Source organism: Frateuria defendens (assembly GCF_001182895.1).
In the GTDB taxonomy this organism is placed as follows: Bacteria; Pseudomonadota; Gammaproteobacteria; order Xanthomonadales; family Rhodanobacteraceae; genus Frateuria_B; species Frateuria_B defendens.
In genome coordinates this window covers 159,147-177,681 of sequence record NZ_LFQR01000004.1, presented here as the reverse complement: position 1 = coordinate 177,681, position 18,535 = coordinate 159,147, and the positions used below count along the sequence as shown (strand labels likewise).

The following is an 18,535-nucleotide window of genomic DNA, read 5'->3' as shown; positions in this document are numbered from 1 at the left end:
CGCCCGGGCCCTCATCGGGTGGCGAGGTCGCATGGCGGTCGTGCCGATGCCGGCGGCGCGCACGGGGCGCCGCGGTGTCGGGTGCGTCGCGCGAAGGGGCCGCGGCCGGCGTGGGCCGGCCGCGGCGCAGAGGTCAGGCGTCGAAGGAGCCGTGGCCGCCGCGATCGGACGGCGCCGGCCGCGGTGCCTGCACGCGGTCGGCGCGGCCGTTCAGCACCAGCGTGCTGGCGAGCAGGTCGTGCAGGCCCTGCTTGCGGCGGGTCCAGGCCACGGCGATGTAGCAGACGAAGGGGATCAGGCCGGTGATGATGTTGGTCAGCCGCACCGCGTTGCGCGCCAGGCTGCGGCCGGGCGTGATCCGCTTGCCGTCGAGGTCGGTGACGCGCAGGTTGAGCGCCAGCTTGCCCGGCGTGGCCTGCCACTTCGAGCACTCGAAGAAGACGTAGTAGGCATAGCCGATCAGCATCACCACGGCGGAGATCAGGCGCAGCGAAGAGACTTCCGCCGTCATGTTCGCCATCGAGCCGCCGGCCTGCATCTGGCTCACCAGGCGCTCCATCACCGGCATGATGCCCATCGCGTAGCCCACGATGGAGGAGGGCACCAGCAGGATGACGTAGTCGATCAGCCAGGCGCCGAAGCGCTGCCAGAAACCGGCGTAGTCGGTGAGCGCGGCGTTGTCCTCATGCTGCGGCCACGCGGGCGCCGAACCCGGCGACGGCGGCGGCGCGAACGGCGGTGGCGCGCCCGCCACCGCATCGGGGAACAGCACCGACAGCGGCTGCCAGTCGGCCAGGCCCTCGCGCCAGCCGAGGTCTTCGCCGCTCACTTCGCCGCTGCGCAGCCAGGCGCGTACGTCTTCTTCCTTGTAAGGGCCGTGGCGCTCGCCGTCGCGGCCGATCCAGACTTCCATCGAATGAAGGCTCCGGGGGGATGGGTTGGCCTGCATGATGCCACGCGCCATCGCGGCGAAGCGAACGGGCGCTCAGGCCACGCGCCGCTTCAGGTGCACCAGCAGCAGCGAGATCGCCGCCGGTGTCACCCCGCTGATGCGCGCGGCCTGGCCGATGGTGGCCGGCTGCACGCGCTTGAGCTTGAGCAGCACCTCGGCGGAGAGGCCGCGCACCTTGTCGTAGTCGAAGCCGTCGGGAATGCCGGTGTGCTCGTGGCGGCGTTGGCGCGCGATCTCCTCGCGCTGGCGTTCGAGGTAGCCGGCGTACTTCGCCTGCACCTCGACCTGGGCGGCGACGTCCTCGCGCGCCACGCCGGGGCCGATGCCGTCGACGCCGACGAGCCTCGCGTAGTCCAGCTCGGGCCGGCGCAGCAGGTCGAGCGCGCAGGTCTCGCGGCTCACGCGCAGGTCGAGCGCGCGCTCCACCGCCGCGCCCAGCGCGTTGGCCGGCGCCGCCCACAGCGCGCCCAGGCGCTGCGTCTCGCGCTCCACCGCCTCGCGCTTGACGCGCAGCGCGTCGTAGCGCGCCGGCGGCACCACGCCGAGCGCGTGGCCCTGCTCGGTGAGGCGCAGGTCGGCGTTGTCCTCGCGCAGGTGCAGCCGGTATTCGGCGCGCGAGGTGAACATGCGGTAGGGCTCGATGGTGCCATTGCTGGTGAGGTCGTCGATCAGCACGCCGACATAGGCCTCGTCGCGGCGCGGGTACCACGGTGCCTTGTCCTGCACGGCGAGCGCGGCGTTGAGGCCGGCGACCAGCCCCTGCGCGCCGGCCTCCTCGTAGCCGGTGGTGCCGTTGATCTGGCCGGCGAAGTAGAGGCCGGGGATGGCCTTGGTCTCCAGCCACGGGTGCAGGCCGCGCGGGTCGAAGTAGTCGTACTCGATGGCGTAGCCGGGGCGCGTGATGTGCGCGCGCTCGAAGCCCTTGATCGAACGCACCAGCTCCAGCTGCACGTCGAACGGCAGCGAGGTGGAGATGCCGTTGGGGTAGACCTCGAAGCTGTCCAGCCCCTCCGGCTCGATGAAGATCTGGTGCGAGGCCTTGTCGGCGAAGCGCACCACCTTGTCCTCGATCGAGGGGCAGTAGCGCGGGCCCACGCCCTCGATCTGGCCGGTGTAGAGCGGCGAGCGGTCCAGCGCGCCGCGGATCGCCGCGTGGGTGCGCTCGGAGGTGTGGGTGATCCAGCAGCTGACCTGGCGCGGGTGTTCCTCGCGCGAGCCGAGGTAGGAGAACACCGGCGCCGGATCGTCGCCGGGCTGCTCTTCGAGTTCGCTGAAGTCGATGCTGCGCAGGTCGATGCGCGGCGGCGTGCCGGTCTTCAGGCGGTCGGCGGCCACCGGCAGTTCGCGCAGCTTTTGTGCCAGCGTGCTGGCCGGCGGGTCGCCCGCGCGGCCGCCCGCATACTGCGCGGGGCCGATGTGGATCTTGCCGGCGAGGAAGGTGCCGGCGGTGAGCACCACTGCGCGGGCGCGGAAGGCGAGGCCCATCTGCGTCACCACGCCCACGGCGCGGCCGTGCTCCAGGATCAGGTCGTCCACCGCCTGCTGGAACAGCTCCAGGTTCGGCTGCGTGTCCACGATGCGCCGGATCGCCGCCTTGTACAGCGCGCGGTCGGCCTGGCAGCGGGTGGCGCGCACGGCCGGGCCCTTGGAGGCGTTGAGCGTGCGCCACTGGATGCCGGCGAGGTCCGCCGCGTGCGCCATCGCGCCGCCCAGCGCGTCGATCTCCTTCACCAGGTGGCCCTTGCCGATGCCGCCGATGGCCGGGTTGCAGCTCATCTGGCCGATGGTGTCGAGGTTGTGGCTGAGCAGCAGCGTGCGCGCGCCGGTGCGCGCGGCCGCCAGCGCGGCCTCGGTACCGGCGTGGCCGCCGCCGACCACGATCACGTCATAGCGCGCGGGATGGAGCATCGTCGTCTCGCAACAAGTGCATGGAACGGAAGGGTTTATGGTAGCGCCGGCGGGGCCCGTACGGGCATTGCGCGGCGATCTGGCATGGTTCTCGCTTCCCCATCCCTGCACTTTCGCGGGCAAAGGTGGCGCGACATGCCGCGCGCCGAGACCGGATTGACAGGGGTTCGGTTGCGCGCCGAGAAAGGGAGCATGACGGCGCCCGGGGTTCCACTCCGGGCGCCGTCACTTTTTTCAGGACCGCATAAAGCGAAACCCCGCATGGCCATGCGGGGTTTCGCTTTTTTTAGATCTGGCGCCCGGCGGTCTCAGGAACAGGGGGAATCCAGGATGACCGTGCTGCCGGGCGCCAGAAACCGGCAATTCGTTACTTCGCGCTTGCGTGGAAGTTGATGCGATCTTCGCCGCGTATGCGTGAACAAATAGTGACTGAAATGGGCTTTTTTGCCGGTGAGCGGCACACGCTGACGCTGTGTGTCAGTTCCTGGCGCAGCCGCACAAGGCGTGCGTGCGTGGCATCACGCTTTGGCATGCCGGTTGCTCGACATTTTCGTGCGTTCTGCCGGGAGGGAACGGCCATGGACTCCAGCCTGGATTTTTCGCCCGAGTATCCCCGCCACGACCTCCTGATCGAGATCGGCCGGGTCGAGCTGGCGATGGAGCGGCTCGCCGGGCGTGGCGAGCGGGAACGGCGCAGCATGCAGCCGCAGCTGGAATCGCGCCTGCGCCACCTGTGCGAGGCGCTGGCGCACCTGCCGCGCTGAGGCGGCGGCGCGCACGCCGGGTTCGCCTCGCCGGGCCATCGGCGCCGCGCCTTGCTTCTTTCGTTTCTGCGGGCACCGCCGGCCTGCAAGGCGGCAGGTGGGGCGCGCGGTGCCTCAGCCCTTCAGCACGTTGCCGACGATCTCGGCCAGGTTGCGCGACAGCGGCGCGCCGTCGGCCAGGCCGCTCAGCGCCTCGCGCGCGGCCTGGCGCCGCACCGGTTCCAGCCGCTGCCAGCCGTTGAAGGCGGTGGCCAGGCGGGCGGCGATCTGCGGGTTGAGCGCGTCGAGCCGGCGCAGCTGCTCGGCCAGCAGGCGGTAGCCGGCGCCGTCGGCGCGGTGGAAGCCGCTGGGGTTGCCGCTGGCGTAGCTGCCGAGCAGGGCGCGGGCGCGGTTGGGGTTCTTGAGCGTGAAGGCCGGGTCGTCCAGCAGCGCCCGCACGCGGGCCAGCGCGCCTGCGCCGGGCAGCTGCGCCTGCACGGTGAACCACTTGTCCAGCGCCAGCGGATGGCCGGCGTAGCGGGTGCGGTAGTCGGCCAGCGCAGCGGCGGCCTGCGGCGCCTCGCTCTTCACCAGCACGGCGAGGGCGGCGAGGCGGTCGGTCATGCCGATGGCGTCGCGGTACTGCGCGGCGGCCAGCGGCTGGGCGGCGGCGGGGTCGAGCAGGGCGAGCAGCTCCAGCACCCGGCGCTTGAGGCGCCGCTGCGCCTGCGCCGCGGCATCGAGGCCGAAGGGCGCGGCGGCCAGTGCGCGATAGCGTTGCGCCAGCGCCTCGCCGCCCAGGCGCTCGGCCAGCTGGCGTTGCAGGGCCTGGCGCAGCGCGTGGATGCGCGCGGGGTCCACCTCGTGCTCGCGCTCGGCCAGCTCGATCTCGCCCGGCGGGGTGAGCAGGTCGGCGAGCAGGGCCGGGTCGAGGCCGGCGTCGCCGAACAGCGCCGCCAGGCTGTCGCACCAGGCGGTCGCCGCCTCGCCGTGGCCGCGGTCGCGCAGGTCGGCATAGGCGCGCAGCGCGAGCTGCTGGCCGGCCTCCCAGCGGTTGAAGCCGTCGGGGTCGTGGCGCAGCAGCAGGGCGAGGTCCTGGGGCGCGTAGTCGCATTCGAGCACCACCGGGGCGGAGAAGCCGCGCAGCAGCGAGGGCACCGGCTCGGCGCCGAGGTCGTGGAAGACGAACGAGCGCTCGGCGCGGTCGAGCACCAGCACGGCCTCGTGTCCGGACGTCTGGACGTCCATCTTGAGCGGCAGCATGCGCCCGCTGCGGTCGAACAGCGCGAGCTTCACCGGAATCGGCAGCGATCGCTTGTGCGCCTGCCCGGGCGTGGCCGGCGTGTGCTGGGCGAGGCTGAGCGTGTAGCGGCGCTGCGCGGCGTCGTAGTGGCCGCGGGCCTTCAGGTGCGGCGTGCCGGCCTGGCCGTACCAGGCGAGGTAGGGCGAGAGGTCGGTGCCGTTGGCCTCGCCGAGCGCGGCGAGGAAATCCTCGATGGTGGCGGCGCGGCCGTCGTTGCGCGCGAAGTAGAGGTCGGTGCCGCGGCGGAAGCCCTCGCGGCCCAGCCTGCCGGCCAGCATGCGCACCAGCTCGGCGCCCTTCTCGTATACCGTGGCGGTGTAGAAGTTGTTGATCTCGCGGTACTCGGCCGGGCGCACCGGGTGCGCCAGCGGGCCGGCGTCCTCGGGGAACTGCGCGCGGCGCAGCAGGGCCACGTCCTCGATGCGCTTGAGCGGCGCGGAGTTCATGTCGGCCGAGAAACTCTGCTCGCGGAACACGGTAAAGCCTTCCTTGAGCGAGAGCTGGAACCAGTCGCGGCAGGTGACGCGGTTGCCGCTCCAGTTGTGGAAGTACTCGTGTGCCACCACCGCCTCCACCGCGCGGTATTCCTCGTCGGTGGTGGTGTCGGGGTCGGCCAGCAGGAACTTGGCGTTGAAGATGTTGAGGCCCTTGTTCTCCATCGCCCCCATGTTGAAGTCGTGGGTGGCGACGACGTGGAACACGTCCAGGTCGTAGTTGCGCCCGTAGGCCTCCTCGTCCCAGCGCATCGAGCGCTCCAGCGCGTCGAGCGCGTAGTGGCAGCTGTCGATCACGTTGGCCTCGGACCACATCACCAGCTTCACCGTGCGGCCGTCGGCGGTGAGGTAGTCGCGCTCGAGCTTTTCCAGATGGCCGGCGACCAGGGCGAACAGGTAGCTGGGCTTGGGGTGCGGGTCCACGAAGCGCGCCCAGTGGCGCCCGTCCGGCAGCGCGCCGACGCCGTCGGGGTTGCCGCCGGCCAGCAGCACCGGGAAGCGCGCGCGGTCGGCGCGCAGCGTCACGGTGAAGGCCGCCAGCACGTCGGGCCGGTCGGGGAAGAAGGTGATGTGGCGAAAGCCCTCGGCCTCGCACTGCGTGAGCAGGAAGCCGGCCTCGCGCGAGCCGGACAGGTACAGCCCTTCCAGCGCGGTGTTGGCGGCCGGGTTCAGCCGCACGCGGGTTTCCAGCACGCTGCCGTGGCGGGCGCCGGGCACTTCGAGCAGGTTGTCGGCGTAGCGGTATTCGCGGGCGTCGAGCGGGCGGCCGTCGAGCGCGATGGCGAGCAGTTCCAGGCCCTCGCCGTCGAGCCGCAGCGGCGCGTGCTGCGCCGGGTCGCGCGCAAGTTCGAGGCGCGCGTGCACCTCGGTCTCGTCGATGCCGAGGTCGAACGTCAGCGCCGCGACGGCCACCCGCCAGGCGGGCGGGGTGTAGTCGCCGAGGCGGATCGGGGTAGCGGCCTGATCGTTGCGTGCGGACATGGGAGGCGTGGGGAAGGAAGGGAGCGATCAGGCTAACATGCGTCGTTTCTTCGCCAGGACAAGACCCATGGGCAGTTTCGGCGCCTCGCGGACCCTGCTGGGCCCGCACGAGCTGGCGGTGCTGGAAGACGCCGTGCGCGGCCGCCGCGTGCGCATCGCGCGGCGCGGCGCCACCGTGCTCGGCATCGAGGCGACGCACGCGGGGCGGCGGGTGGATCTCGCCGACGGCTACCGCGACGTCGCCGAACTGGAGGCGCGGCCGAGCTCGCGCTTCGCGGTGATGGCGCCGTTCGCCAACCGCATCGCCGACGCGCGCTACGCCTTCGACGACCACGGGTACGACCTCGCCCCCGGGGTCGCCGGCGCCGAGCGCGCGGCGCGGCACGGCTTCGTGCGCGGGGTGGATTTCGCGCTGGACGAGCTGGGCGCCGACGCGGCGTCGGCCTGGGCGCGCTTCGCCACCGGGGCGATCCGCCCGGAGGCGCACCCCGGCTACCCGTTCGCGCTGGATCTCGACCTGCGCTACGTGCTGGACGCCGCGGGCCTCGCGCTGGAAGCCACGCTGCGCAACGTGGGCGACACCGCCGCGCCGTGCTTCTTCGGCTGGCATCCGTACTTCCGCCTGGGCGACACGCCGATCGAGACGTGGGAGCTGGCCATCCCCGCCGCCACGCTGGTGCGCACCGACGCGGAGTTCATCCCGCTGCCCGGCACCGCCGCGCACGCGCCGATGGACGAGGCCGGCGCGCTGGACTTCCGCCGTGCGCACGCCATCGGCGCGCTCGAACTCAACCACGGCTATGCCGGCCTCGCCCGCGACGCGGACGGGCGCGCCCGCACGCGGCTGCGCGACCCGGCCTCCGGCCTCGCCATCGCGGTGTGGCAGGAGCGCGGCGTGATGCTGGCCTTCACCGCCGACACGGTAAGCCGCGACGTGCGCCGCTCGGTGGCGCTGGAACCGATGGAGAGCTGGAGCGACGCCTTCAACCGGCCCGACTGCGCGGACGCGATCCGGCTCGAACCCGGCGCCGAGCGGCGCTTCCGCTGCGGCGTGGAGATCCTCACGCCATGAACGAGGCGAAGACACGCGCGACGGACCTGGGCGGCGCGGCGCTACCCGGCCTCGAGGACGTCCGCGACGCCGCCGCGCGCATCGCCCCCTACGCCGTGGTGACGCCGGTGCTGCGCAGCGCGGCGCTGGATGCGCTGGCCGGGGCGGCACTCCATTTCAAGTGCGAGAACCTGCAACGCGGCGGCGCCTTCAAGTTCCGCGGCGCCTGCAACGCGGTGTGGTCGCTGTCGGCGGCGGAGGCGGCGCGCGGCGTGGTCACGCACTCCTCCGGCAACCACGGCAACGCGCTGGCGCTGGCCGCGGCCACGCGCGGCATCGCCGCCCACGTGGTGGTGCCCGAGGGCGCGGTGCAGGCCAAGCTCGACGCGATCGAGCGCGCCGGGGCGATCCTGCACCGCTGCGCGCCGACCACCGCCGCACGCGAGGCCAAGGCGGCCGAGGTCCAGGCCGCCACCGGCGCGGTGCTGGTGCACCCCTATGCCGACGCGCGGGTGATCGCCGGGCAGGGCACGCTGGCGCTGGAACTGCTGGCGCAGGCCGGGCCGCTGGAGGCGGTGGTGGCGCCGGTGGGCGGCGGCGGGCTGATCGCGGGCGTGGCCATCGCCGGCCACGGCGTGCAGCCGGCGCTGGCGGTGCACGGCGCGGAGCCCGCGGGCGCGGACGAGGCGGCGCGCTCGCTGGCGCGCGGCGAGCGCGTCACCGACTTCGTGCCGGATACCTTGTGCGACGGCCTGCGCGGCACGCTCGGCGTGCCCAACTTCGCGGCGCTGCGCGCGCACGGCATCGCCATCACCACCGTCACCGACGCGGAGTGCATCGCGGCGATGCGCCTGCTGTGGCGGGAGCTGAAGCTGGTGGTGGAAGTCTCCAGCGCCACCGTGCTGGCGGCGGTGCTGAAGGCGCGCGGGCGCTTCGCCGGACAGCGCGTGGGGCTGGTGCTCACCGGCGGCAACGTGGACCTGGACGCGCTGCCCTGGTAGCCGGGCGCCCGGATGCGCCGTGTCACCGGCCTTCCCGCTGCGTGGGCGGTCGCGCGCAAGGCGCGCTCCTACACGGCGCAGGCTGGGGCGGCGTTGCGGCTCCGCGTCAGACCTTCTTGACGAAGCAGGTCTTCAGCACCAGCGTGGAGCGGCCGTCGCGGCACTCGATCTCCTCCGGGTTGTCCTCGTCCACGCGGATGGACTTGAACACGCTGCCGCGCTTGAGCGTCTGCGAGGAGCCCTTGACCTTGAGGTCCTTGATCACCTGCACCGAGTCGCCGTCGGCGAGGGCGTTGCCGTTGCTGTCCTTGACCGTCATGGCGGGCCTGCGTGCTTTGCGTGAAGGGGTGGCGATGATAACCGCCGCGGCTCATTCGGCCGTCGCGGCTTCCTGTCGCGCAGCCGTCGCGGCCGCGGCGGGCGGCGGCGGGCCGTGCTCCACCGGCACCGGCCGGTAGCCCTCGCCGAAGGACACCTCGCCGAACTTCCACCCCGCCGGCCGCCGCACCGCGCCCCAGAAGCGCCTGAACGCGGCCCAGTGCAGGCCGACCAGGCCGTGCCGGTTGTCCGCGTCCACCACCGGGTCGCCCACGCCGGTGGGGCGCACCGGCTCGCCGTACAGCGCGGTGCCGAAGACCACGTCCCAGATCGAGAACACCTGGCCGAAGTTGCAGTTGTGCAGGCCCGGCCGCGCCGGGTCCACCACCATGTGGTGCAGGCGGTGGAACTTCGGGTCCACGAACAGCCGTCCGAACAGCCGGCCGAAGCCGATGCGCACGTTGGCGTGCGAGAAGTTCTGCACCAGTTCGCCCAGCAGCATCAGCCAGGCGAACTCGGTGGGCGCCACGCCGATCGCCAGGCCCACCACCGCCAGCACCATCGACTGGATGAAGCCGTCCACCAGGCTGCCGCGGTCGTTGGTCCAGCAGCTCATCTGGCGCTGGCTGTGGTGCATGGAGTGCAGCGCCCACCACCAGGGCAGCGCGTGCTGCACGCGGTGCATCCAGTAGTACACCAGGTCGTAGATGACGTAGTAGACGAGGAACAGCGCCAGCGGGTGGTGCCCGAGCACCGGGAACCAGTGCACGATGCCCAGCGGGGACTGGCTGGCGCTGTCGTCGGGCCCCGTGTCCGCGCCGCCGAAGTAGTGGCTGATCGGCGTGAGCACCAGGTAGGAGAACAGCGGGAAGATGCCGAGCAGCATCATCAGCGTGTACTGCATGTCCACGCGGGTGAGCCTGCGGTCGCTCCAGCGCTCGGCCGGCACCAGGCTCTCCAGCGGCCGGAAGATGCCGGCGATGATGGCGATCTGCAGCATCGCGATCATCACCGACTCGGCGATCTCGCGCGGGTCGCCCGCCAGCTTGTCGAGGTGCAGCCACACCAGCAGCGGCAGCACCGCGTGCCGGCTGAGCAGGTCGACCAGGTCGGACCACCACTGCATGGGGAGATAGCGCGGGTCGCGGTTGCGGCGAAGCGGGCAGTCTGCGCCGGGCTGCCTTTCATGGCAATTTCAGCCCCGCCCGCCGGGCTGCGCTACAGTGCTCGGCCCCGACCACGAGATGCCCCATGCAGCGCTGCTTCTGGGCCGCCAACGGCGACGCGCTGATGCGCGACTACCACGACACCGAGTGGGGCGTGCCGCTGCACGAGGACCGGGCGCTGTTCGAGTTCCTGTGCCTGGAGGGCGCCCAGGCGGGGCTCTCCTGGCGCACCGTGCTGGCCAAGCGCGCGCGCTACCGCGAGGCCTTCCACGACTTCGACATCGCCCGCGTGGCGGCGATGGACGACGCCGAGCTGGAAGGGCTGCTCGCCGACCCCGGCCTGATCCGCAACCGCCTGAAGATGGGCGCCATGCGCGACAACGCCCGCGTCGTGCAGGCCGTGATCGGCACCCACGGCAGCCTGGATGCCTACCTGTGGTCCTTCGTCGACGGCGTGCCGGTTCGCCACCGCTGGAAGGACCGCAGCGAGGTGCCCGCCACCACGCCGCTGTCCGACCGCATGAGCCGGGAGCTGAAGAAGCGCGGCTTCCGCTTCGTCGGCAGCACCATCTGCTACGCCTTCATGCAGGCCACCGGGATGGTCAACGACCACCTCACCGGCTGCTTCCGGCATCGCCAGGTCTAGGCGGCGGACACGCGAGCGTGATGCGCATCACGCCGCCACGGTGATTGCCGTGCGGGTGCGCGTCAGGTCGATGAAACCGGCCTGAACCGCTGCGGCGGCGCCCCTTGCCGGGAAGCGGGCCGATAGCCAAGGGCACGGATCATTCCGTGCTCGCTATAGTGGGCCGCCGCCGCGTCAGGGTGATGCGGCGACCTCCCTGGAAGGATTCCCATGCGCCGACTCCCCGGCCTCGACCTGCTGCGCGCGATCGCCATCGTCTGGGTGATGTTGTTCCATGCCTTCGTGGTCGGCGGCCTGGGCGAGCGCTTCGCGTGGTTGCAGGGCAACGGCTGGATCGGGGTCGATCTGTTCTTCGTGCTCAGCGGCTACCTGATCGGTTCGCAGGTGCTGGGCCGGCTCGCCCGCGGCGAGCCGCTGGGCTTGGGCGAGTTCTACCTGCGCCGCGCCTTCCGCGTGCTGCCGGCGTTCTGGGCGGTGCTGGCGCTGTACGTGTGGCCCGCGTTCCGCGAGGCGCCGGGCCTGGAGGCGCCGTGGCAGTTCCTGAGCTTCACCCTCAACCTCCTGATCGACTACCGCCACAACCCGGCCTTCTCGCATGCCTGGTCGCTGTGCGTGGAGGAGCACTTCTACCTGCTGTTCCCGTGGCTGGCCTGGTGGCTGACGCGGCGGCCGTCGCTGGCGCGCTTCCTCGCCATGTGTTCGCTGGCGGTGGCGGCGGGCATGGCGGTGCGCGGCTACGTGTGGCTGCATGCCATGGCGCCGCTGCGCGAGGTGGACGGCGTGGGCTATGGCGTGCGCTTCGTCGAGGACATCTACTACCCCACCTGGACACGCCTGGACGGCCTGTTGGCCGGCGTGGCGCTGGCGGCGGCGAAGGCGTACCGGTCCGCGTGGTGGGCGCGCTGGCAGGCGCATGCCAACCCGCTTTCCCTGCTGGGCCTGGGCGTGACCGCCGTGGCGCTGTGGCTGTTCCGCAACCGGCTGGATTTCCTGCCCACCGTGGTGGGCTACCCGCTGCTGGCGGCGGGTCTGGCCCTGCTGGTGCTGGCGGGCGCGGGGCGCACGGCCTGGCTGGGCCGGGTGCGCGTGCCGGGCGCGGGCTGGATCGCGGCGGTGTCCTACAGCCTCTACCTCTGCCACAAGGGCGTGATGCACCTGGTGCATGGCGCGCTGGGGCCGTGGCTGGAGGGCAGGGGCGTGCTCGCCTTCGCGGTCTATGCGGCGGCGGTGCTGCTCGGCGGCGCGCTGCTCCACTACGGCGTGGAGCGGCCCTTCCTGTGCTGGCGCGAGCGGCTGGAGGCCGGGCGTGCCGCGCGGTCCGGCGCCGCCGCCGAGCCGGCGGGCTGAGCGCCGCGCCGCCGGCATCGCCCGGCGGTGTGCCGGCAGGCGGCCGTGATCGGCCGCGTTCCCTGTGGCGGTTGTCGAAGGTGCCGCGACGCGGGCATCCGTGGCGGAAGTCATCTTTGCCGGCCAGTCGCATAGCGCTAGGTTGGAGCCCTTCGATGCGCCGACCGGAGATCCGCATGACGACGACGTTCCGTGGCATCGGCTGTGCCTTCGCCCTGGCGGCCTTGCCCTGGCAGGCCATGGCGGCCTGCGGCGGCGCGGGCGCCACGCCGGAGCAGGTGGTGGCGGCCCAGGTGGCCGCCTACAACGCCCACGACATCGAGGCGTTCGCGGCGTGCTACGCCGACGATGCGAGCCTCGTCGACCTCACCGGCAAGCGCCCGGTGGTCAAGGGCATTCCCGCCCTCAAGCAGACCTTCGCCTTCCTCGCCACCAAGCCAAAGGGCTTCGGGGTGGACATCGTCAAGCGCATCGTCAACGGCCCGCTGGTGATCGACCAGGAGCGCCGGCTGGACGCGCCGGACAAGCCGGCGGCGGTCGCCGTCTACGAGGTGCGCCAGGGCAAGATCCAGACCGTGTGGTTCCCGCCCGCGACCTGACGCGCCGGCGGGCCGCATCACCCGGGCCGCAGGCTGGCGCATCGGCAATGATCCGTTCGGCGGCGTGGCCGGCCGGAGCCGTGCCTCGCAAAGTGCGCTCGGTGGCAGTCCCCTGGGGAGCTGCCCGCGCCTCTCAGGGCGAGGCCGGCGGCTCGGACCGGCCCAGGCGCCGGAACAGCGTGGCCGCGAGCGGCCCGCTCACGTTGTGCCACACCGAGAAGATCGCGCTGGGCACCGCCGCCAGCGGGCTGAAGTGCGCCACCGCCAGCGCGGCGCCGAGGCCGGAGTTCTGCATGCCCACTTCCAGCGCCAGCGACTTGCGCTTGGCCACCGGCATGCCGCACAGGCGGCCGAAGCCGTAGCCGAGCGCGAGGCCGAGCAGGTTGTGCAGCATCACCACGCCGAGGATGGTGAAGCCGGCGCTGGCCAGGCGTGCGTGGCTGGCCGCCACCACCGCGGCCACCAGCACCACGATGGTCGCCACCGACACCAGCGGCAGCGCGTCCAGGCAGGCCTCGACCCGCGCGCGCAGCAGGCGCCGGCACAGCGCGCCCAGCACCACCGGCACGATCACGATGCCGAGGATGGACAGCACCAGCCCGCCGGCCCCCACCTGCACCCAGCTGTGCCCGAGCAGCCACAGCAGGAACGGCGTGAACACCGGCGCCAGCAGGGTGCTGACCGAGGCGATCGCCACCGACAGCGCCACGTCGCCGTGGGCGAGGTAGGTCATCACGTTGGAGGCGGTGCCGCTGGGGCAGCAGCCCACGATCAGCACGCCCACCGCCAGCTCGGTCGGCAGGGTGAACAGCTTGACCAGCAACCAGGCCAGCCCCGGCATGATCACGAAATGGCCGAGCGTGCCCAGCGCCACGTCCCACGGGCGGCGGCGCAGCTCGACGAAATCGGCCGCGGTGAGGGTGAGGCCCATGCCGAACATCACCACGCCGAGCAGCGGCCCGATCCATGGCGTGAGCGGCGTGAACGCGGCGGGGGCGAGGTAGCCCGCCAGCGCGGCCAGCAGCACCCACAGCATGAAGGTGTTGCCGACGAAGCGGGAGAAGGCGGCGAGTCGGTGCATCGGCAAGCGAATCCAGGCGCGAAGCGGTCGAGTCTAGAGGCCTGTCCCGGTCTTCTGCGAGCCGTGCGGCACTTGTTGCCGGCGGATGCCAACAGCGGCCGCGCAGGGGGCGCCGCGCGCTGGGTTTTGCCGGGGCTAGCAGGCATGATGGCCCGCCCTGCCCGCAATGGTCGCCCCGTCCATGTCCCAGCGCGCCGCCTCGTCCCTGCTGCCGGTCGGCACGCTGCTGCTGGGCATGCTCTCGTTCCAGTGCGGCGCCGCGCTGGCCAAGCAGCTGTTCCCGCTGGTGGGCGCGCAGGGCGCCACCGCGATGCGCCTGGGGCTGGGCGCCCTGATCCTGTGGCTGCTGCGGCGGCCGTGGCGGCGCCTCGCGGGGCGGCAGGGCTGGGGCGCGCTGTGGGGCTACGGCCTCACCCTCGGGCTGATGAACCTTTCCTTCTACATGGCGCTGCGCACCATCCCGCTCGGCATCGCGGTGGCGCTGGAATTCGTCGGGCCGCTGGCGATTGCGCTGTTCGGCTCGCGTCGCGCGCTGGATGTGCTGTGGGTGGCACTGGTGATGGCCGGGCTGGCCCTGCTGCTGCCGTGGCGCGGGCACGCCCAGGCGCTCGATCCCGTCGGCGTGCTGTATGCGATGGGCGCCGCGGTGGGCTGGGCCGCCTACATCCTGCTCGGCCGCCGCGCCGGCGCCGCGTTCGGCGGCGATGCGGTGGCGCTGGGCTCGGCCATCGGCGCGCTGGTGGCGGTGCCGGTGGGCGTGGCGCATGCCGGCGCCGCGCTGTTCGCGCCGGCCGCGCTGCCGTTCGCGCTCGGCGTGGCGGTGTTGAGTTCCGCGCTGCCCTATTCGCTGGAGATGATCGCGCTGACGCGGCTGCCGGCGCGCACCGTGGGCATCCTGCTGAGCATCGAGCCCGCGCTCGGCGCGGTGCTGGGTCTGCTGTTCCTCGACGAGCGGCTGAGCCTGCTCCAGTGGCTGGCGATCGCCGCGATCATCGCGGCCTCGATCGGCGCCGTGCTTGGCGCGCGCAAGCCGCCGGCGGATTTGGCGGCGGCCGCGCCGCTGGCCGATTGAGCGCGGTCTGTCCCGTCCGGCCGGCTTGACTTCGGGGGCGGGCGGGCCTAATCGGGAACACCCGGGTTATCGCGCCAGGCCATGTCCCCGTCCCGCCGTCCACATCACGAGGTCCAGGCGTTCTTCCACGCCGATACCCATACCTTCACCTACGTGGTGCACGAAGGCCGCGCCGCGGTGGTGATCGACCCCGTGCTGGACTACGAGCCGGCCGCCGCGCGGGTGGGCACCGCCGCGGTGGACGCGGTGCTGGCCTACGTGCGCGAGCACCGCCTCACCGTGGCCTGGGTGCTGGAGACGCACGTGCATGCCGACCACTTCAGCGCGGGCGACCACCTGCGCGAGGCCCTGGGCGCGCGGCTGGCCATCGGCGCGGGCATCACCCGCACGCAGGCGCGCGGCAAGGCGCTGTTCGGCCTGGGCGAGGAGTTCGTGCCGGACGGGCGCCAGTTCGACCGGCTGCTCGCGGACGGCGACGTGCTGCACGTCGGCGCGATGGCCATCCGCGCGATGGCCACGCCCGGCCACACCGACGAGGGCCTCACCTACCTGATCGGCGACGCGGCCTTCGTGGGCGACACCCTGCTGGCGCCCGACACCGGCACGGCGCGCTGCGATTTCCCCGGCGGCGACGCCGCGCAGCTGTATGCCTCGATCCAGAAGATCCTCGCCCTGCCGGAGGACACGCGCCTGTTCCTCTGCCACGACTACCCGCCCGCCACGCGCGGCCCCATGCCTGAGACCCGCATCGCCGCGCAGCGGCAGGGCAACGTGCACGTGGGGCAGGGCGCCACCGGGGCCGCCTTCGTCGCCCTGCGCACCGCGCGCGACGCCACGCTGCCGGTGCCGCAGCTGCTGCTGCCGGCGTTGCAGGTGAACCTCCGCGGCGGCCGCCTGCCGCCGGTGGAGGGCGATGGCGTGCGCTACCTGCGCCTGCCACTCAACCGCTACGGCGGCAGCGGGGCATGAGTGCGTGCATGGGAAGCCGGCCGCCGCGGGAGCGCGCGCCTTCGGGCCGTGTTCAAACGCTTGCCGCGGGTGCCGCATAACGCCTCCCCGGCTTGCCGGGTCGGCTTGGCGTCGAATCTCGGCGGGCCTTTGCGGGTGCCTTGCGTTGGCCTCACTGTCTCAAGTCGAAGCCCTTCTCCCCTCGGGAGAAGGTGCCGGCAGGCGGATGAGGGTTCGGGCGGAGCGCAAGCCATCACTCCCGCGCTCCGCCCGAACCCTCGTCTCTCCCGGCGGGAGAGGGGCTTCACGTCGCGGCATCGGCAGCCTTTGCCCGGGCACGGGCCATGGCCGAGATTCGACGCTGATCAGGCCTGCAGGGGAGGGCGCAGGCAGCGGGCCTCAGCGCCGGCGCGAGCCGCGCAGGCTGTCCAGCGGGAAGCTCGCGATCTCCCCGCCCGCGCCGCGCCGCGACTGCCCCGGCGGCGGGCCCCAGGCATGCGCGGTCACCACTTCCCAGGTAGCCGGGATGCGCCCGTCCACGCGCATGCCCTCGTAGGCCGCCAGCATGCGTCGGTAGTGCGACTTGCCGGTGAGGCCGCGTTCGCGCGCGCCGTCCGCGTGGGTGGCGCCCAGGCCCTTGAGTTCCTTGAGCAGCGCGCGCGGCTCGCTGTAGGTGAGCGTGTAGCGGTCCACGTCCAGCACCGGGTCGCGCAGGCCGGCGGCGATCAGCGCGTCGCCCACGTCGTGCATGTCGAGGAAGCGGCCCACGTGCGAGTGCTGGTCGGCCGCCGCCCAGGCCGCGCGCAGCTCGCGCAGCGTGTCGGGGCCGAAGGTGGAGAACACCAGGAAGCCGCCGGGCTTGAGCACGCGCGCGCATTCGCCGAACAGCGCGGCGAGGTCGTCGATCCACTGGAAGCACAGGTTGGAGTGCAGCACGTCCACGCTGTGGTCGGGCAGCGGCAGCGCGGTGGCCTCGGCGCACACGCGCTGGAAGGGCTTCAACCAGCCGGCATGGCGGCCGGCCGCCTTGAGCATCGGCAGCGCGAGGTCGAGCGCGATCACCTGCGCCTTGGGGTAGCGCTTGCGCAGCAGCGCGGTGCCGCGGCCGGGGCCGGCGCCGACGTCGAGCACCACGGCGGGCGTATGCAAATAGAAGTCCAGACGTCCGAGCAGGGTTTGCTGCACTTCGCGCTGCAGGGCGTCGTGCTGCTCGTAGCTGGCGGCGGCGCGACCGAAGTGGCGACGCACGCTGGCGCGGTCGAGGTGGAAGTCGCTCATGCGGCGACGCGCTCCAGCAGGGGGGCGAGGGCCTCGGCCAGCGCGTCGGCGTGGCCGATGAAGGGCGCGTGGCCGGCGTGGGCGATCTCGTGGAAATCGCCGCTGGACCGCGCCGCCGACCAGCGCATCGCCTCCGGATGGGTGAGGCGGTCGCGGCGGCCGGCCAGCCAGGCGTTGGGCACGGTGAGTTCCGGCAGGCGCGCGCGCAGGTCGCTGCGTTCGAGCAGGCGCAGGCCTTCCTGCAGGACGCGCGGGTCCGGCTCGCCGTAGGCGAAGGCGTCCTCGCGCAGGCGGCGCAGTTCGGCGCGCGGGTCGGCGCTGCCCATCGCCTCCAGCGCCAGGAAGCGTTCCAGCGTGGCGCGGTAGTCGTTCTCGAGGTCGGCGGCGAGCTGGCGCACCAGCGCGTCGTCGTTGCCGTAGGGCCAGTCCTCGCCGCGCACGAACTTCGGCGTGGCGCAGAGCATGGCGAGCCCTTGCACGCTGTCGGCCTGCTCCAAGGCACCGGTGAGCGCCACCAGCCCGCCCAGCGACCAGCCCAGCCACACCGCCGGCGGCGTGGCGGCGGCGATGGCCGCGGCGCAGGCGCGCGGCTCCAGCGGCAGGCGGCTGCCGCGCGAGCGGCCGTGGCCGGGCAGGTCCACCACGTACAGCGTGCAGCGCGCGGCCAGCGCCTCCACCAGCGGCGCGAACACGCCGCCGTGCATGGCCCAGCCGTGGATCAGCACCAACGGCTGCGGGCCGTGGCCGAGCCTGTCGATGAACAGGCTCATGCCGCCGTCTCCGCGCCATCGGCGCAGGCGGCCTGTGCGGCGGGCTCCGCCGACGGCGGGGGCGACGCCGCGGGCGCCAGCCGCGCATCCACCGCCCCGCGCCCGTCGAACACGAAGCAGTCGCCGCGCCAGTGCGCGCCGTCGGTGTCCTCCAGGTACTTGAGGATGCCGCCGTCGAGCTGGAAGACGTGCTCGATGCCCAGGGCCTGCATGTGCAGCACCGCCTTCTCGCAGCGGATGCCGCCGGTGCAGTAGGACACCACCGTCTTGCCCACGTAGCGCGCGCGGTCGGCGGCCACGGCGGCGGGGAACTCGGTGAAGCGGCGCAGGCGATAGTCCACCGCGCCCTCGAACAGGCCCACGTCCGTCTCGTAGTCGTTGCGGGTGTCCAGCAGCAGCACCTCGCGGCCGGCGTCGTCGCGGCCCGCGTCCAGCCAGCGCCGCAGCGTGGCCGCGTCCACCGCCGGCGCGCGGCCGCCCTCGGGGCGGATCGTCGCGTGGCGCATGGTGATGATCTCCCGCTTGAGCCGCACCCGCATGCGCCCGAACGGTGCCGCGTCGGACAGCGAGACCTTGGGCGCGAGGCCGGCGAAGCGCGGGTCCTGCCGCAGCCAGTCCATGAACGCCCCGGTCGCCGCGCGCGGGCCGGCGAGGAACAGGTTGATGCCCTCCGGCGCGAGCAGGATGGTGCCCTTGAGCGCCAGCGCCGCGCAGCGTTCGGCGATGCGCGCGCGCAGCGCGGGCAGGTCGTCGAGCTGCACGAACTTGTAGGCGGCGAGGTTCTGGATCGACATGGGGAGGCTTGGCAACGGTGGCGTGGACATGGGGGCGGCGCCGGACTGGCCGCCGTCGCCCGGCGAGGGGAGGGATGGAGCGC

The 18,535-nt window shown here is 72.9% G+C and carries 17 protein-coding genes; 8 read left to right on the top strand and 9 right to left on the bottom strand.

The window, feature by feature from the left end; genetic code table 11:
- Window positions 1–133 precede the first annotated feature (133 nt).
- Together ACH65_RS01120 and mnmG are read right to left on the bottom strand one after the other, a co-directional pair.
- Window positions 134–913, bottom strand: coding sequence for an RDD family protein (locus ACH65_RS01120; protein ID WP_064504786.1), 780 nt, complete (start codon window positions 911–913; stop codon window positions 134–136).
- A gap of 72 nt (window positions 914–985) precedes the next feature.
- Window positions 986–2,860, bottom strand: a complete 1,875-nt coding sequence (gene mnmG, locus ACH65_RS01115; protein ID WP_049620705.1) for a tRNA uridine-5-carboxymethylaminomethyl(34) synthesis enzyme MnmG — start codon at window positions 2,858–2,860, stop codon at window positions 986–988.
- A 578-nt stretch (window positions 2,861–3,438) separates the two neighbouring features.
- Here mnmG and ACH65_RS01110 point away from each other — a divergent pair.
- Window positions 3,439–3,624, top strand: coding sequence for a hypothetical protein (locus ACH65_RS01110; RefSeq protein ID WP_049620704.1), 186 nt, complete (start codon window positions 3,439–3,441; stop codon window positions 3,622–3,624).
- 114 nt (window positions 3,625–3,738) lie between these two features.
- Here ACH65_RS01110 and pepN read toward each other — a convergent pair whose 3' ends face one another.
- On the bottom strand, window positions 3,739–6,381 hold the full coding sequence (gene pepN / locus ACH65_RS01105) for an aminopeptidase N (RefSeq protein ID WP_049620703.1): 2,643 nt from the start codon (window positions 6,379–6,381) through the stop codon (window positions 3,739–3,741).
- Between the two features lie 67 nt (window positions 6,382–6,448).
- Between pepN and ACH65_RS01100 the strand changes: the two genes are divergently transcribed.
- Window positions 6,449–7,453 carry an aldose 1-epimerase gene (locus ACH65_RS01100; RefSeq protein ID WP_049620702.1) on the top strand — a complete coding sequence of 335 codons (1,005 nt, stop codon included), beginning with the start codon at window positions 6,449–6,451 and terminating at the stop codon, window positions 7,451–7,453.
- Window positions 7,450–8,433 carry a pyridoxal-phosphate dependent enzyme gene (locus ACH65_RS01095; RefSeq protein WP_049620701.1) on the top strand — a complete coding sequence of 328 codons (984 nt, stop codon included), beginning with the start codon at window positions 7,450–7,452 and terminating at the stop codon, window positions 8,431–8,433. Before ACH65_RS01100 ends, ACH65_RS01095 begins: the two co-directional genes overlap by 4 nt.
- Before the next feature lie 106 nt (window positions 8,434–8,539).
- On the opposite strand, the gene ACH65_RS01090 is transcribed toward ACH65_RS01095, so the two are convergent.
- Both ACH65_RS01090 and ACH65_RS01085 read right to left on the bottom strand, forming a co-directional pair.
- Window positions 8,540–8,752: an alkylphosphonate utilization protein gene (locus ACH65_RS01090; protein ID WP_049620700.1), complete on the bottom strand. Its 213-nt coding sequence runs from the start codon at window positions 8,750–8,752 to the stop codon at window positions 8,540–8,542.
- Between the two features lie 51 nt (window positions 8,753–8,803).
- Window positions 8,804–9,877, bottom strand: a complete 1,074-nt coding sequence (locus ACH65_RS01085; protein WP_049620699.1) for a sterol desaturase family protein — start codon at window positions 9,875–9,877, stop codon at window positions 8,804–8,806.
- A 125-nt stretch (window positions 9,878–10,002) separates the two neighbouring features.
- Between ACH65_RS01085 and ACH65_RS01080 the strand changes: the two genes are divergently transcribed.
- The 3 genes from ACH65_RS01080 (at window position 10,003) to ACH65_RS01070 (ending at window position 12,509) form a co-directional block, all read left to right on the top strand.
- Window positions 10,003–10,563 carry a DNA-3-methyladenine glycosylase I gene (locus ACH65_RS01080; RefSeq protein WP_049620698.1) on the top strand — a complete coding sequence of 187 codons (561 nt, stop codon included), beginning with the start codon at window positions 10,003–10,005 and terminating at the stop codon, window positions 10,561–10,563.
- A gap of 210 nt (window positions 10,564–10,773) precedes the next feature.
- Window positions 10,774–11,910 (top strand): acyltransferase family protein, encoded by a 1,137-nt coding sequence (locus ACH65_RS01075; RefSeq protein WP_049620697.1) that lies wholly within the window; start codon window positions 10,774–10,776, stop codon window positions 11,908–11,910.
- A 176-nt stretch (window positions 11,911–12,086) separates the two neighbouring features.
- A complete protein-coding gene (locus ACH65_RS01070; protein ID WP_049620696.1) occupies window positions 12,087–12,509 on the top strand; it encodes a nuclear transport factor 2 family protein in 423 nt (140 codons plus the stop codon).
- Window positions 12,510–12,642: 133 nt separating this feature from the next.
- Here the strand turns inward: ACH65_RS01070 and ACH65_RS01065 are convergent, their stop codons facing one another.
- A complete protein-coding gene (locus ACH65_RS01065; protein ID WP_049620695.1) occupies window positions 12,643–13,590 on the bottom strand; it encodes a bile acid:sodium symporter family protein in 948 nt (315 codons plus the stop codon).
- A 181-nt stretch (window positions 13,591–13,771) separates the two neighbouring features.
- Between ACH65_RS01065 and ACH65_RS01060 the strand changes: the two genes are divergently transcribed.
- Both ACH65_RS01060 and ACH65_RS01055 read left to right on the top strand, forming a co-directional pair.
- Window positions 13,772–14,662 (top strand): EamA family transporter, encoded by an 891-nt coding sequence (locus ACH65_RS01060; protein WP_049620694.1) that lies wholly within the window; start codon window positions 13,772–13,774, stop codon window positions 14,660–14,662.
- An 81-nt stretch (window positions 14,663–14,743) separates the two neighbouring features.
- Window positions 14,744–15,631, top strand: a complete 888-nt coding sequence (locus ACH65_RS01055) for an MBL fold metallo-hydrolase (protein WP_049620693.1) — start codon at window positions 14,744–14,746, stop codon at window positions 15,629–15,631.
- A 378-nt stretch (window positions 15,632–16,009) separates the two neighbouring features.
- Here ACH65_RS01055 and bioC read toward each other — a convergent pair whose 3' ends face one another.
- From bioC to ACH65_RS01040, 3 genes are read right to left on the bottom strand one after another with little or no spacing between them, the layout of a single operon-like run.
- Window positions 16,010–16,888, bottom strand: a complete 879-nt coding sequence (gene bioC / locus ACH65_RS01050) for a malonyl-ACP O-methyltransferase BioC (protein WP_049620692.1) — start codon at window positions 16,886–16,888, stop codon at window positions 16,010–16,012.
- The gene (gene bioH, locus ACH65_RS01045; protein ID WP_049620691.1) at window positions 16,885–17,658 is read right to left on the bottom strand and encodes a pimeloyl-ACP methyl ester esterase BioH; all 774 of its coding nucleotides are present in this window, start codon (window positions 17,656–17,658) and stop codon (window positions 16,885–16,887) included. Before bioH ends, bioC begins: the two co-directional genes overlap by 4 nt.
- The gene (locus ACH65_RS01040) at window positions 17,655–18,452 is read right to left on the bottom strand and encodes a sulfurtransferase (RefSeq protein WP_049620690.1); all 798 of its coding nucleotides are present in this window, start codon (window positions 18,450–18,452) and stop codon (window positions 17,655–17,657) included. The genes bioH and ACH65_RS01040 overlap by 4 nt, the downstream gene beginning before the upstream one ends.
- Window positions 18,453–18,535 lie beyond the last annotated feature (83 nt).